At 40.1% G+C, this 15,265-nt stretch carries 17 protein-coding genes; 15 read left to right on the top strand and 2 right to left on the bottom strand.

Translation table 11 applies throughout. The features are described 5' to 3' along the window. The first annotated feature begins 33 nt into the window (after nt 1-33). Both JWR87_RS04965 and JWR87_RS04960 read left to right on the top strand, forming a co-directional pair. Nucleotides 34-753: a head GIN domain-containing protein gene (locus JWR87_RS04965; protein WP_297816289.1), complete on the top strand. Its 720-nt coding sequence runs from the start codon at nt 34-36 to the stop codon at nt 751-753. A 294-nt stretch (nt 754-1,047) separates the two neighbouring features. After that, nucleotides 1,048-3,627: a phosphoenolpyruvate carboxylase gene (locus tag JWR87_RS04960; RefSeq protein ID WP_297816287.1), complete on the top strand. Its 2,580-nt coding sequence runs from the start codon at nt 1,048-1,050 to the stop codon at nt 3,625-3,627. Nucleotides 3,628-4,065: 438 nt separating this feature from the next. Here JWR87_RS04960 and JWR87_RS04955 read toward each other — a convergent pair whose 3' ends face one another. Then, entirely contained in the window at nt 4,066-5,382 is a 1,317-nt protein-coding gene (locus JWR87_RS04955) for a (Fe-S)-binding protein (protein WP_297816285.1), read from the bottom strand. A 97-nt stretch (nt 5,383-5,479) separates the two neighbouring features. On the opposite strand from JWR87_RS04955, the gene JWR87_RS04950 reads away from it, so the two are divergent. From JWR87_RS04950 to JWR87_RS04890, 13 genes are all read left to right on the top strand, one after another. After that, on the top strand, nt 5,480-5,980 hold the full coding sequence (locus tag JWR87_RS04950; RefSeq protein ID WP_297816283.1) for a phosphoribosyltransferase family protein: 501 nt from the start codon (nt 5,480-5,482) through the stop codon (nt 5,978-5,980). Nucleotides 5,981-6,122: 142 nt separating this feature from the next. Continuing rightward, a complete protein-coding gene (gene ureA, locus JWR87_RS04945) occupies nt 6,123-6,425 on the top strand; it encodes an urease subunit gamma (RefSeq protein WP_297816281.1) in 303 nt (100 codons plus the stop codon). Between the two features lie 60 nt (nt 6,426-6,485). Next, the gene (locus JWR87_RS04940; RefSeq protein WP_297816279.1) at nt 6,486-7,064 is read left to right on the top strand and encodes a Uma2 family endonuclease; all 579 of its coding nucleotides are present in this window, start codon (nt 6,486-6,488) and stop codon (nt 7,062-7,064) included. Nucleotides 7,065-7,211: 147 nt separating this feature from the next. Continuing rightward, nucleotides 7,212-7,586, top strand: a complete 375-nt coding sequence (locus JWR87_RS04935; protein ID WP_297816277.1) for an urease subunit beta — start codon at nt 7,212-7,214, stop codon at nt 7,584-7,586. Beyond that, nucleotides 7,583-9,304, top strand: a complete 1,722-nt coding sequence (ureC, locus tag JWR87_RS04930) for an urease subunit alpha (protein WP_297816275.1) — start codon at nt 7,583-7,585, stop codon at nt 9,302-9,304. Before JWR87_RS04935 ends, ureC begins: the two co-directional genes overlap by 4 nt. Nucleotides 9,305-9,430: 126 nt before the next feature. Then, the gene (ureE, locus tag JWR87_RS04925; protein ID WP_297816273.1) at nt 9,431-9,946 is read left to right on the top strand and encodes an urease accessory protein UreE; all 516 of its coding nucleotides are present in this window, start codon (nt 9,431-9,433) and stop codon (nt 9,944-9,946) included. Continuing rightward, a complete protein-coding gene (locus JWR87_RS04920) occupies nt 9,939-10,628 on the top strand; it encodes an urease accessory protein UreF (protein ID WP_297816271.1) in 690 nt (229 codons plus the stop codon). The genes ureE and JWR87_RS04920 overlap by 8 nt, the downstream gene beginning before the upstream one ends. A 99-nt stretch (nt 10,629-10,727) precedes the next feature. After that, nucleotides 10,728-11,105 (top strand): hypothetical protein, encoded by a 378-nt coding sequence (locus tag JWR87_RS04915; protein WP_297816270.1) that lies wholly within the window; start codon nt 10,728-10,730, stop codon nt 11,103-11,105. A gap of 25 nt (nt 11,106-11,130) precedes the next feature. After that, on the top strand, nt 11,131-11,769 hold the full coding sequence (gene ureG, locus JWR87_RS04910) for an urease accessory protein UreG (RefSeq protein WP_297816268.1): 639 nt from the start codon (nt 11,131-11,133) through the stop codon (nt 11,767-11,769). Nucleotides 11,770-11,831: 62 nt separating this feature from the next. Further along, a complete protein-coding gene (locus JWR87_RS04905) occupies nt 11,832-12,068 on the top strand; it encodes a hypothetical protein (protein ID WP_297816266.1) in 237 nt (78 codons plus the stop codon). Beyond that, nucleotides 12,065-12,472, top strand: coding sequence for a putative toxin-antitoxin system toxin component, PIN family (locus JWR87_RS04900; protein WP_297816264.1), 408 nt, complete (start codon nt 12,065-12,067; stop codon nt 12,470-12,472). The genes JWR87_RS04905 and JWR87_RS04900 overlap by 4 nt, the downstream gene beginning before the upstream one ends. A gap of 23 nt (nt 12,473-12,495) precedes the next feature. After that, nucleotides 12,496-13,281 carry an urease accessory protein UreD gene (locus JWR87_RS04895; RefSeq protein ID WP_297816263.1) on the top strand — a complete coding sequence of 262 codons (786 nt, stop codon included), beginning with the start codon at nt 12,496-12,498 and terminating at the stop codon, nt 13,279-13,281. 157 nt (nt 13,282-13,438) lie between these two features. Further along, nucleotides 13,439-14,140, top strand: coding sequence for a hypothetical protein (locus JWR87_RS04890; RefSeq protein WP_297816261.1), 702 nt, complete (start codon nt 13,439-13,441; stop codon nt 14,138-14,140). A gap of 148 nt (nt 14,141-14,288) precedes the next feature. Here JWR87_RS04890 and JWR87_RS04885 read toward each other — a convergent pair whose 3' ends face one another. Further along, nucleotides 14,289-15,260 (bottom strand): transglutaminase family protein, encoded by a 972-nt coding sequence (locus JWR87_RS04885; RefSeq protein ID WP_297816259.1) that lies wholly within the window; start codon nt 15,258-15,260, stop codon nt 14,289-14,291. Nucleotides 15,261-15,265 lie beyond the last annotated feature (5 nt).

The raw sequence follows: 15,265 nt of genomic DNA, 5'->3' as shown, positions 1-15,265 counted from the left end.
TTATCTAATTTTCGCCCTACAAAACTAATTGTTATGAAAAAAGGAATGTTTTATGCTGCCTTTATTGCAGCTACACTTTTAAACTCTTGTATCGACATGGGTGAAAGAGTGGAGGGCAGTGGTAATAGAAAAAGTGAAAACAGACAGATCAGCGAGGCTAGAAAAATAAAAGTGTCGGGAGACATGGATGTGTATATCGACCAGGGACCAAGGTCTCTTAAGGTTGAAGCCGATGATAACATACTTCAATATATAGAAACTACTGTAAACGATAATTGGCTCGAAATCAGGACCAGGGATAACGTAAATATCAATACTAACGAACCGGTTAAGGTATATATTACCACGCCTGAAGTAACCGACCTTAATGTAAGCGGCAGTGGTAATATCAAAAGCAATTCGTTATTTTCTACTGACAACAACACCTCTTTCAGCATCTCAGGCAGCGGTGATATTACCGCCGCTATTAATGCTCCCAAAGTTGAAACACATATAACGGGTAGCGGAAATCTGCACATCTCAGGGGAGACAAAGGATGTGGAAATTCGTATCTCAGGAAGTGGAAATTATGATGGACCGGATTTGAAAGCAGAAAACGTGGACGTTTCAATAGCCGGATCAGGAGATGCAAACGTGTTTGCAGATGATAAGTTGAAAGCTTCTGTGGCCGGAAGTGGAAATGTGAAATATAGAGGTAACGCCACCGTTGATTCTCACATTGCTGGAAGCGGTTCTGTTAACAAGACTCAATAAATATTTAATACAGCTATTATACAAAAGAGGATGTTTATTCATCCTTTTTTATTTTATAGCATTCCTTGTTTAAATAGATTTAGGGAATTCTGTCAGAAGCGATTCTACACCACGAATTAAAGCTCATCCTGAAGAAAACCGGCCTTTATCTAGATAGTCATATCAAAAATACCTGTTTTACTTTTTGACCATCGTAATTGTAGAAATACAATTTTCACCGAATTGTTTTTTTTAGAATATTTTTATCGCGAACGATGTTTGCCTGCTAAAACTACTCTTGTAAAGAACATTACTATGGATTCTAACTTTTCAGACATCTTGCAGGTATTTAAGAATAATGTTGCTATTAAATTTCAACTGTTTAATAGCCTGTTCATTTCATTGCCTTTTCACAGGATCGAAAATACAGGCATACACCTTTCGTTGTTGCTTGAAAACTGTAGTGAAGGATATAAACGCAGCGAAAGCCCGCAACAAATTATTGAGACATTTTTTGAACGTTATACCGCTTACGATAATGAAAAGGATAAAACAGATCTTCTTTTCAGGTTTATTCATTACGTAGAGCGGCAGGTGGTTTTGTTTGATGCCCTTGAAGATTCTGCGTATAATGAAGTCATTGACATAAACGGACCCGGAACGCTAAAACATCTTACATCTCAGATTATCCAAAATTCTTTGCAGCACAAGCTTGCTGATAAGTTGAAAGACTTTTCGGTAAAACTTGTTCTTACCGCACATCCTACCCAGTTTTATCCCGGTTCAGTTTTAGGCATCATCAACGACCTCTCCATGGCGCTGAAAGGCAACGAGATCAGTCGTGTAAATATGTACTTGCAGCAGTTAGCGAAAACACCTTTTTTCAATAAGGAAAAACCTACTCCTTACGATGAAGCCATGAGCCTGCTTTGGTTTATGGAAAATATTTTTTATGCCGCTACCGGTAACATGATTACCGACTTGAAATCTCAGTTTCCTGAAACTATGAGCGATCATCACCCTATTATGGGGATGGGCTTCTGGCCCGGCGGCGATCGTGATGGAAATCCGAACGTAAATACAGCGACGACCTTAAAAGTGGCAAATGCATTAAGATCAAGCATTATAAAATGCTACTACCGCGACATAAGAAGAATAAAAAGACGCCTTACTTTTAAAGGTGTTGATAGCATTCTTGCTACGTTAGAAGGATTGCTGTACAGAAACATTTTTGTTCAGGGCGACCAGAATGAAGTCACAAGAGAAAAAATACTGGAAGCACTCGAAAATGCAAGAGACATAACCATAAGGGATCACAACGGATTATTTGTTTCATTGATTGAAAACGTAATTAATAAAGTACACGTCTTTGGGCTGCATTTCGCAACGCTCGACATACGGCAGGAAAGTTCTGTACATAATTCTTTGCTTGAACTGATTGCATCAACTGAAGATGTACTTCCTTCCGATTATGCCTCACTAAATGAACAACAGAAGATTGAGGTCTTAATGAATGTTGAAGCGCCGGCTGATCCCGAAAAATATGAAACAGGGGTATTGCGTGACACACTAGAATCAGTTGGGGCAGTAAAAATAATTCAGCAATATAATGGGGAGCAGGGTTGCAATCGGTACATTATTAGCCAGTGCAACAGTGCGTTAAACGTGCTTGAAGTGTACGGTCTTTTCTTATTGCGCGGGTGGAAGAAAGAAGAGATGACGGTTGATATTGTGCCTCTGTTTGAAACTGTAGAAGATTTGCAAAATGCAACCGAAATTATGAGTTGCTTGTATGAGAATAAATTTTACAGGCAGCATCTTTCAAAGAGAAATAATACGCAAACAATTATGCTCGGTTTTTCCGACGGAACCAAGGATGGTGGTTACCTGATGGCGAACTGGGGTATTTATAAGGCAAAAAGAGAATTGACGCAGGTCTCTAAAAAATATAATGTAAATGTTGTCTTTTTCGACGGCAGGGGTGGACCGCCGGCAAGAGGTGGTGGTAAAAGTCACAAGTTCTATGCGTCGATGGGTAAGGAAGTTGCCAACAGAGAAATTCAACTAACCATCCAGGGACAAACCATTAGTACTAGCTATGGCAGCATTGAGTCGGCGAGATTTAATATGGAGCAACTGTTAAATGCAGGCATCAGTAACGAGCTGTTAGCAGCAAAAGAAAAAACGCTGACTGACAAAGAAGAACAACTAATGAACGATTTGGCTGTTGAAAGTTTACAAGCTTACCTTGATCTCAAGGCGCATCCTGAATTCATGAATTATCTTTCTGATGTTAGCCCGCTTAAATTCTATGGCGAAACCAATATTGGTAGCCGTCCATCAAAACGTGGAAGCTCTTCGAAACTAACAATCAATGATCTTCGTGCGATACCTTTCGTTGGATCTTGGAGCCAGATAAAACAAAACCTGACAGGCTATTACGGTGTCGGACATGCAATGCAGGTGTTAGACAAGCAAGGGCGTTTAGATGAAATTAAGAACTTGTATCAAAATTCCCTGTTCTTCAAAACCCTTATTGATAATTGCGAAATGTCTATGAAAAAGTGCTTTTTTCCGCTCACAGCTTATCTGGCTACAGATGCGAAGTACGGAGAAATGTGGAACCGGATACATGACGAGTATGAGCTGACGAGAAAGTACATTTTAGCAATTTCAGACCAAACTGAATTAATGGATAATTACCCCGTTGAAGCCTTGTCTATTCAAATGCGTGAGAAAATTGTGCTCCCGCTTTTGACCATTCAGCAATACGCTATGGCAGTCATTCGCGGCCTCGATGAAAGAAATGCTAGTGACGAAGAAAAGCAAGTATATCAGAAGCTGGTGATGCGTTGCTCGTTTGGAATTATCAACGCAGGGAGAAACTCAGCCTAATACTCTTCTTTTATTGGAGTAGGATAAAGAAAATTATTTTGAGCCCGGCTAACAGCTACTATTATACATTCTTGCGTCGCACCCTTGTACTTGAAGTTAGTATTTGAGCTTTTGGTTAAATGTATCGCGGAAGTGATTTAGGGATAAAGTTTTTCACCACATAGACTTATAGGATCACATAGGAACACATAGTAGGTTTTTTTGACGCGGCCTCATACAGCTTTGTCAAACTAACAAAACTCCCGACAACAGTTCTTGCATAAGGGACATCAGCCGGTTGGGTGCTAAGCGAAGCGAAAGCATTCAGAAACATGCGAAGCAGTTTCTGAAACAAGCGAAGCAGTCCCGTTGCAAGAACGAAGCCCGGCGGCTTGAGCTTAACTTGCAATAAGAGTGAATTGTGAAGAAGGTTAAGGTGCGCAGAAAGGCATGAAATCTTTAGCTTTTCATTTCCTCTGCCCATCTATCCCGATCGTCGGGCGAAAATTTCCACGGAGCAAAGTTGTTCTCAACATTGCTAAACATTCCATTCCATTCTTGCGGCGCATTGCTTTCTTCCATCACCAGGTGGCGACGAAGCTGAACGATAATATCAAGTGGACTTATGCTGACAGGGCATTCTTCCACACAAGCCTGGCAGGTGGTACACGCCCTGACTTCCTCTTCGGTTATATAATCACGAAGCAAGGTTTTACCATCTTCAACAAATTGTTTGTTTTTATTAATATTCCTTCCAATCTCTTCCATCCGGTCCCTCGTATCCATCATGATCTTCCGGGGGTTTAGTTTTTTGCCCGTAATGTTTGCCGGGCAAGCTGCAGTACAACGCCCACATTCTGTACAGCTATAAGCATCCATCAAATTTTTCCACGTCAAATCAGGAACGTCTTTAGCACCAAATTTTGCTGGAGCGGCATCACCTGTAGGAGCCAATTCTGGTTGCATCGCGTACAAGACTTCATTTTGTATCTCCTTCATATTGGTAAACTTTCCCATCGGCTCGGTGCTGCTGTAATAAGTATTAGGAAACCCAAGTATGATATGCAGGTGTTTCGAATAGGGCAGATAATTTAAAAAGGCTAACACACCGACAATATGAAGCCACCAGCAAGTTCTTTCAATTGCAACGAGGGCAGTTGTAGTCATTCCTGTAAATAATGGTGTTAGTAACCCAGAGATAAAGAATGAGGCCGTTTGAGTATAGTGTCCGTAATGCTGTTGTTGCAAAGCCTGGTCAGCGGCATTCATGGTTAAAAACAAAGTCATCAAAACAATTTCGGTCATCAAAATCAGGTTTGCATCTGTTTTTGGAAATCCATCAAGTTCCCTTTTGTTTAATCGGTCTACTTTTATTACGTTTCTACGAGCAAGGAAAACAACACACGCGGCAAGAACCAGGAAAGCTAATATTTCAAAAGAATTAATTAACCACGAATAAACACTTCCAAGTAGTCCGGCAAACATTCTATGAGTACCAAAAATTCCGTCAAGGATTATCTCAAGAATTTCAAGATTGATTATTATAAAGCCGGCATAGATCATTAGGTGCAATACAGCAACTAACGGATATTTAAACATCTTTTTTTGACCGATGGCCAGCAAAAGAACTTTTTTCCACCTTTCAGATTTGTTGTCACTTAAATCTATGTCCCTGCCCAGCAAAATATTTCTCCTGATTTTCTTTACATTTTTGACAAACAATAAAACGGCAAGAATAGTGATCGCTAAAAATAAAAGCTGCTGAAATATTTGCATAAGTCAATATTACAATTGCAAGGTAAGTTTTTTGAAAGCTATCGATATAAGGTTTGCAGGTTGTTTTATCACTATTTTTGAAAGTAAAAAATTACCAATGGCGGCCAAAAACCTGATACTCTCAAAAGAAGTTGCTGAAAAGAAAATGCAACGAATTGCATTGGAAATTGCGGGGCAATTGTACGGTGAAACCGAACCATTGATAATCGTCGGAATCACGGGTAGCGGAATGGTCATCGCAAAAAAGTTATTCCTATTATTAGAAAGTCTCCTTGAGATACCGGTTCAAATTATTTCCTGTCAGCTCAATAAGAGACACCCTGGTAAAATAACCTATAGCGAAGCAATAGATTTTAATAACAAAAACGTACTGCTGGTAGATGATGTTACAAACAGCGGCAGAACACTTTTGTATGCATTAAAGCCCCTGTTAGAATTCTATCCAAAAAGAATTCAGACAATGTCTCTTGTTGAACGAATGCACAAAAACTTCCCTATAAAAATTGATTACATAGGTCTTTCGATAGCTACTACCTTACAAGATCATATACAGGTGGAAGTTGAAGGCGAGGAACTGTTGGGAGCATATATTTTATAGAGATTTTTAAAATATCCCTAAAAAAAGACCTCTGAACTGGAATTTGAATTATTCGAAAAAACCTACTAAAAAGTATCTTGTTTTTAGTATTTTTCGTAGTTGAGTGCTTGCCATAGTAACAACCCAATTTATCTTCAACCGTATGCACTTAACTCCAAGAGAGTCTGAAAAGCTTTTATTATTTCTGGCAGGGGAACTGGCTGAAAAAAGAAGGGCAAGAGGACTTAAATTAAATTATCCCGAAGCGATAGCACTAATCAGTAGCCAATTGCAGGAAGCTGCCCGTGACGGAAAATCTGTTGCAGAGTTGATGCAGTTTGGAGCGACAATTCTTACCCGCCAAGACGTAATGGAAGGGATTCCTGAAATGATTCATGAGATACAAATTGAAGCAACATTTCCTGATGGAACAAAGCTGGTAACGGTGCACGATCCGATAAGATAGTCGCGTGAGACCCGTTATGGCATCCTTAATTTTTCTTATATTTGAATTAAAGCATTTGGTATGGAAACGGTAATCTCAAATACAAAAGTGAGTGTGAAGGAATTTCGTGAAATGTTGTTTGACGAGGATGACAATTACTATTATGAAATCATTAATGGAGAAATGATACAGAAATCAGCGCCGACACCAATGCATCAGAGGATCTGTAAAATTTTACTTATTACACTTGATAAGTTTGTAACGGAAAAAAAATTAGGTGAAATTTTCCCGTCTCCTATCGATGTTTTTCTTGACGATTATAACAAGCCTCAGCCTGACTTAGTATTTGTCTCTAATGAAAAGCAATCCATTATAACCCATGACGGTATTATCGGTATTCCTGATTTACTAATTGAAATTATTTCTCCTACATCTTTAATTCGCGATAGGATTGAAAAGAAGAATTTGTATGAGCGGGTGGGTGTGAGCGAATATTGGGTGGTCGATCCTCAATACGCTGCCATTGAAATTTACTCTCTCAGAAATAACCGTTACGAATTACATACTGCAGCAACGATATTTGAAGGGGAATTTAAATCTGCATTGTTTGAAGGTCTTACAATTAATCTTGCTGATATATTTTCTACAACTGTCTCCTAGCGATTGTCTCTTGATCTTGCTTTATGTCCGATTGCCATATCTAGTTCGCAGTGCGAGCCGTGCAGCACAATGAACTTGCTGTACAAGTGTGCGACGCAACGGCTGCCAAATAAAATTTCAAATGTTGGCTTCATAAAATTTCAATTCATGATACCCGGAGAATACATACTCGCACAAGGAAACATTGAGTGTAATGTTGGAAGGCTTACTGTATCGATTGCCGTTGTAAATACTGGTGATCGGCCTGTACAGGTCGGATCTCATTTTCACTTTTTCGAGGTGAATAAACAAATGGCGTTTGACAGGGAAAAGGCTTTTGGTATGCGGCTTAACATAGCAGCGGGTACTGCAGTGCGTTTTGAACCGGGTGAAGAAAAAGAAGTAGTGCTTGTTACCTACGGCGGTCATCGAAAAGCCTTTGGTTTTAGCAATCTTACCAACGGAGATACAACTGCTGCGAATGTGAAAGAAGAAGCGCTTTCAAAAATAACTGCACGGAATTTTAAAAATTCATCGCTATGAGCCTTAACATCAACAGGATTAAGTATGCAAACATGTATGGTCCTACCGTTGGCGATAAAGTGCGTTTGGCGGACACCGACCTGATCATCGAGATTGAAAAGGATCATACTGTTTATGGTGATGAAAGCAAGTTCGGTGGCGGAAAAACGATACGTGATGGAATGGCTCAATCATCGACAGCGACCCGAAAAGATGGAGTACTGGATTTCGTGATAACAAGTGTAATGATCATTGATCATTGGGGGATTGTAAAAGCAGACATCGGAATTAAGGATGGAAAGATTGTGGGCATAGGCAAAGCAGGCAATCCCGATACAATGGATGGTGTGGATGCAAATATGGTTATCGGTGCCTCAACAGAAGTGCACGGTGGGGCAGGGTTGATTGCGACCGCTGGTGGAATTGACACCCATATTCATTTTATCTGCCCGCAACAAATTGATCACGCTTTGTTTAGCGGCGTTACTACTATGATCGGTGGCGGTACCGGCCCGGCTGATGGAACCAATGCAACTACCGTTACTCCGGGTGCATGGAACATTCAAAAAATGTTGGAAGCTGCTGATGCCTTCCCAATGAACCTTGGTTTTCTTGGCAAAGGCAACTGTGCTACTACTGCACCTTTAACTGAACAAATTGAAGCGGGTGCAATAGGGCTGAAGATCCATGAAGACTGGGGGTCTACTCCTGCAGTCATTGACGCCTCGCTACTGGTAGCAGATGAACTGGATGTGCAGGTAGCAATACATACAGATACGTTGAACGAATCAGGGTTTTTAGAAGATACGATCAACGCCATCAATGGTAGGGTAATACATACGTATCATACCGAGGGAGCGGGGGGGGGACATGCACCTGATATTATCAAAGCCGCTATGTATCCTAATATTCTGCCGTCGTCTACCAATCCTACACGGCCTTACACGGTCAATACCATTGATGAACATTTAGACATGCTGATGGTTTGTCATCACCTCGATAAATCTGTTCCTGAAGATGTTGCTTTTGCCGACAGTCGTATCAGGCCCGAGACGATTGCAGCAGAAGATATTTTACATGACATGGGCGTTTTTAGCATGATGAGTTCAGACAGCCAGGCGATGGGCCGCGTTGCTGAAGTAATCATCCGTACCTGGCAGACTGCCGACAAAATGAAAAAGCAACGGGGATTTTTGGCCGAAGACGAAGCGAACAATAACGATAATTTCAGGGTAAAAAGATACGTTTCGAAATACACGATTAACCCGGCCATCACCCATGGAATAAGTGATTATGTGGGATCGCTGGAACCTGGAAAGCTGGCCGACATTGTTTTATGGAAAGCGGCTTTTTTTGGAGTAAAACCGGAAATGATCATAAAAGGCGGAATGATCATAGCCAGTAAAATGGGTGATCCTAATGCGTCTATTCCTACGCCGCAACCTGTTATTTACAGGCATATGTTTGGCGCTTATGGTAAAGCTTTATTTAATACCTGTGTAACGTTTGTTTCAAAAGTTTCTTTGGAGAAAAACGTGGTTCAACAATATGGTTTGCAGAAGATGATCTTGCCCGTAAAAAACTGCCGCAATATTGGTAAGAAAGACCTCGTTCATAATGATGCTACGCCTGACATTGAAGTAAACCCTGAAAATTACGAGGTTAAGGTAGATGGTGTTCATATAACCTGTGAACCGGTAGATGTGGTTCCCATGGCGCAGCGGTATTTTCTGTTTTGATTTTTGGGAGAATACCGGCAGCGGTTTTTCATAGCATCACCGTTGCGTCGCAATCACTTTATCCGCAGTGCAAGTAGCAACTTTAGTCTTCATTGTAGAATTACTTAAATTTTAGTAAAACCATTAATGGTAATAAAGCAGAAAATAGGAAATCTAAATTCATTTGAAGTATCAGGAAGAAGCATCGACCTGGTTTCAATCGAATGGTTTGAAGCAAACAAACGCATCTTACATAAAAGAGCAAAGTCAGGAACTGAGATTGTAATGAAGTTTATGAATGAAGCCCAATCGCTCACTGAAGGAGATGTTTTATGGGAAGACGAAAGGCGTGTGCTGGTGGTTGAAATAATGCCTTGTGAAGCGATCATTATTCAACCTGCTTCAATGTATCAAATGGCTTCTGCCTGTTATGAAATTGGTAACAAACATTTACCCTTATTTTTTCAAAATGAGGAAATATTAATTCCTTTCGAAGCTCCGATTTTCAAACTATTATCTGTAGCAGGATATGAACCAAAAAGAGAAATGCGGAAGTTGGTAAACCCATTAAAGACAACCGTTTCACCCCATTTGAATGTAGAAGGTAAACAAAGTCTGTTTTCTAAGATCCTTCAATTAACAACTTCTGCCACTGATGTTTAATACAAGCCTGTTAAGCCTTTTGCAGCTATCCGATCCTACTTTGCCTATTGGTGGCTACGCACATTCAAATGGTTTGGAAACTTATGTGCAAAAAGGAATTGTGAAAGATGTGGCAACAGCCAAAGAGTATGTAACAGAAATGCTTTCTCAAAACCTTCAGTATACCGACGGTGCTTTTGTTTCACTTGCTTTTGATGCCGCGCTTGAAAATAATTTTGAACGAATATTGGAGCTAGATGATGAATGTACTGCAGTAAAGCTTCCAAGGGAAATAAGGCAGGCAAGCCAAAAACTAGGAATGAGGTTATTGAAAATCTTCCAGCCGATATGTGAAAGCGAAATGGCAATTAGGTATAAAGAAGCAATACATCAACAAAAGACAGTGGGGCATTATTCCATTGTGTTTGGTTTGTATGCTCATGCTTTACAAATCCCGAAAAGTGAAGCATTAGCTGGCTTCTATTATAGTGCCGCTGTTGGTATGGTAACAAATAGTGTTAAGCTAATCCCTCTTGGCCAGCAGGATGGACAGCAAATATTGTTTTCGCTTCAACCACTGATTGCTGAGCTCGTTGAACATTCTCTGGAGCCAGACAGGAATTTAATTGGCTTGTGTTGCAGTGGTTTTGACATTAGGTGCATGCAACATGAACAGTTGTATTCGAGGTTGTATATGTCGTAGTTGGAACTGGGAATGTGGGATTTCTTGGAGAAGCGGGATGTGGATTTGTAAGAGGGATATAGAAGCGAATGTTGTGTAACTTTAATAAAATGCAAGAATATGTCAGTAATAAAATTGCCTTTGTTGTTTGTCGGATCTAAAGGAGAAAAACATCTGTATACACTTTTCGATAGTGGTGCTAATCTGTCTTGTATAAATCCTGATTATGTAAACAATCTGGAAACTCCTGTTAACCTTGGTCGAACCAGATTGATTGCTACTGCAAGTGAAGGGCATTACATAGAAGTAAAAGAGAGGATAACGGTGGAGTTTTACATAAATGACGTATTGCTGAGTGATGAATTTTTATTAGTTCCTGGGCTTAGTGAAGAAGCCATCATTGGTGCAGCCACTTTACAAAAATGGCGAATTAAGTTAAACTTTGAATACGACACAGTTGAAGTCGATCCAAAAGTTGCAAGACTGCAATTGATTTAAGTAAGTAAACGGAATTTATAAATTAATGTCTGAAAGAAAATATATTAAAGTTGGAATCGCCGGCCCTGTAGGTTCGGGTAAGACTGCCCTCATCGAAAGATTGAGCAGGGAATTGATGGGTAAGTATAGTATCGGTGTAATTACGAATGACATTTATACAAAAGAAGATGCTGAGTTTTTAACACAGAACAGCTTATTACCTGCCGAAAGGATCATTGGGGTAGAAACAGGCGGCTGCCCACATACCGCCATACGCGAAGACGCAAGCATGAACCTGGAAGCTGTAGATGAAATGGCTGGCAGGTTTCCGGATATAGAGATCATTTTTATAGAAAGTGGGGGAGATAACCTTTCTGCAACCTTTAGTCCCGACCTGGCTGATGTGACCATATTTGTGATAGATGTAGCAGAAGGTGATAAGATCCCCAGGAAAGGTGGACCTGGCATTACACGTTCAGATCTTTTAGTAATTAATAAGATAGACCTTGCTCCTTATGTAGGTGCAAGCCTCGAAGTAATGGAACGCGATGCAAGAAAAATGCGAAAAGGAACGCCATTTGTGTTTACCAATTTAATGACATTAGAGGGATTAGACAGTGTAATCGGTTGGTTGAAAAAGTATGCCTTGGTAGAAGAGGTGGAAGATGTAAAATTGTGGAGATAAGGTTAGATTTTACAAATTTTTTTTTTCTCAAAGCGCTGTAACTTTAAACAAATAATCTTGAAATGGAAGCTCTGCAATCTCCTTTTAGCAATATTCAATTAGAACTTCTTCAGCTATGCAAAAGTGATGTCGATGAAAAAGACTTGCTAGCCATTAAAAAAATGATATCAGAATATTTTGCTCAAAAGGCTATCAGGCATGCAGACGAAATATGGGAAAATGAAAATTGGGATGAGAAGAAAGTCGAGGAATTGCTTAGTGCCAACATGCAAACGCCTTATCATAAACACTCTTTGTGAGAATCGTTGTTGATACCAATGTTCTTTTAGTTAGTGTTTCATCTAAATCTCCCTATCATTGTATCTTTCAATCTATTCTTAATGGGACTATTGAACTGTGTGTTACCTACGATATTCTTTTGGAATATCATGAGAAGATCGAAGAACACATGAACGCACAAACAGCTCAATCTGTTATTACTACGCTTATAAATTCTCCCTTTGTTATAGAAACTGTCCGTTACTTTTATTTCAATCTTATAACTAATGATGCGGATGATAACAAATTCATCGACTGTGCTATAGCTGCAAATGCAGTGGCAATAGTTACTGAGGATAAAGATTTTAATGTATTAAAACAGCTCGACTTTCCTTCGCTTAAAATCTTAACCATTGTTCAGTTAAAAGAGTTATTGGAACTTTAAAAGCAGACCCCAGATAGAATAATTTGAAAGCACTTCTTCACATCCGTACAGCTGTTAAAAACAATAAGACCAGTCTGAAAAATTGCTTTTTCACCCCGCCATTTAAAATCGCCGACATAACTGAAAACAAAAATGATCATTGTTTGCAGTTGATGTTGATGAGTTCGTCGCCGGGAATTTTGGATGGTGATGAATACCAGATAAAAATTGATCTTGAGGAAGATTGCTCTCTGCAGCTACAAACTCAATCTTACCAGAGGCTGTTCGATATGAAGAAAGGGGCTTCCCAGACGATGGAAGTACACATGGGTAAAAGGTCCTCTTTTTGTTATTTGCCTCATCCTTCCGTTCCACATAAGTCGTCTGATTTTGTTGCAACAAATAATATCTATTTGTCTGAAGGCTGTAGCCTGACATTGGGTGAAGTGCTTACTTGCGGAAGGAAACTAAACGGGGAAGAATTTGCATTTACAAAGTATCAAAACCTGGCAAAGATATTTTTGAATGGAAGGCTGGTGGTTAAAGAAAACCTGTTAATTATACCTTCGAAGATCAATGTAAAATCAATTGGTCAATTGGAAGGTTTTACGCACCAGGCTAGCCTGATTTATATAAAAGAAACAATTATTGTTAATGAATTGATCGCTGAAATAAATGACAGGCTTTCAGTTGAAGAGAATATTTGTTTCGGTGTTTCTGCTTTGCCAGTTAATGGTGTAATTGTTCGTTTGCTGGGGTATAAAGCAGAGCAATTGTACAATTGTTTACAGTCTTTGAATAATCTTTTTTCACTTAAACAGCTTGTATGATTTTACTGCACAACGATCGTGAAAGCGGAAGATGCTATAAGTGTTGACGATGAACGGAGCGTCGCAACAGTGGGGCTATGAAAAACAAATGCTTGTATCAAAAGTAACATTAAGCGAAGCGCAATTTTTATTGCATTTTAAAGAAAGGGCATAAATAATGCAAACCGAAATAGAAGTATTGATGATGGCGGCGGTAACAATTGCCTGTTTGCATACACTGGCAGGGCCTGATCATTATGTTCCGTTCATTGCTTTATCCAAATCGCGCGGATGGTCTTTTTCAAGAACAATTTTCTGGACAATTATATGCGGATGCGGACATGTATGGAGTTCTGTCTTACTCGGCCTTGGCGGTGCAGCTTTAGGTTGGTCGTTGTCGAAAGTGAATTGGTTTGAAAATGTAAGAGGCGGAATAGCAGGATGGGCGTTAGTTGCTTTTGGCGCAGCATATGCCATGTGGGGGTTAGTTACAGCTAAACGAGGTCGGCTGCATAAACACTTCGATGTATATGATGACCAGTCAATTTATGTTTACGAACATAAAGATGGACAGGCAGTTGCACCAGGCGAAAGGCATGTAGTAACGCCTTGGGTAATGTTCCTGATTTTTGTATTGGGTCCTTGCGAACCGATGATTCCATTGCTTTATTTTCCTGCAGCCAAAAACTCTACATCCGGTATGCTTCTCCTCATAGTTGTTTATACCATTTTCACTTTAGCCGTTATGCTAATAATGGTCGTGTTTGGCTATTATGGACTGGGTTTTTTAAAAACAGAGAAACTTGAGAAATACATGCATTCTTTGAGCGGCCTAACCATTCTAATCTGCGGCGTAGGGATGGTGTTTTTAGGATGGTGAAAGGGGAGAGGAAGCTGGGGCTTAACAGTTGGTACGTGGGGGTTGCAGGTAACGGGCAAGGGGCAACAGGCAATATGCAATAGTCAACAGGCAATAGGCAATATGCAATAGGCAATAGGCAATATGCAAGAGCAAGGGGGGCAAGAGTCTACTGCTGTTGTTGCTGTTGTTGCTGTATTTCGAGGTATTTTCTATAAGAGTTTATAGGTACTTCTTTATTTTGTACTGTATATGTATAATTGGGTACTTCCGTAGGTGCAGGCATCGCCCGGGGTTTGCCGTTTTCAATATGCACGGTTACTTGCAGTGTGTGTTCGCCCGAACCTTTGTAGGTGCCTTTTACAGGAGTGCAATCGGCAAAGTTTCGGCCTACAGCTATTTTTACATGACCATCTGTAACAATCGTATTGTTAGTTGGGTCGAGACCAAGCCAGCCATAGAAGGGTATATATGCTTCTACCCACGCATGCGTAGCACCTTCGCCCCGAACGCCAGATTCCTTAGGGCAGATATACCCGCTCACATATCGGGCGGGTATTTTAAACATGCGTAACATAACGAGCAGCATATGCGCAAAATCCTGGCAAACCCCGGCTTTGAGTTTCCATATTTCAGCTATTGGTGTTTCAATACTGGTTACACCTTTTTGGTAAGTAAAGTTGTCGTAGACATACTCAGACAGAACGAGCGCATTTTTTAAAGGCTTTTCTGCCAGGTTAACGACTTCGCTTAAAGTTTCTTTGGCTTCAGTTGCCGACGGAAACGGTTCCTGTTTTAAAAAATCAAAAAACTCAATGCCATCTTTTATATCCTCTAAATGCTGCCATTGATCTTCCGCCGACATTTCATCCATCGGAACCAACACCGGCTTTGTAATGACCTCGGCAGTAGATTCGATCAATAATTCTGTATGTGGTTTTATTACGCTAAATGCTCCAACCTTGTTTCCAAAATAATCAGAAAAAACTTCGATGTCAGGATTATTGGTAATTTTTATCTCATGACTTTTTACTTCCAAACGGTCATCAATCACAGGGTACAACATAATTTGGTTAGTGCAATCAATAACCGGCGAGGCGTACGTATAACGGGTAATGTGTTTTATTTTATAAGCGGGCATTTCTC

This window comes from Segetibacter sp. (assembly GCF_025963695.1).
GTDB lineage: Bacteria > Bacteroidota > Bacteroidia > Chitinophagales > Chitinophagaceae > Segetibacter.
This window is presented reverse-complemented; position numbering and strand designations above follow the sequence as displayed.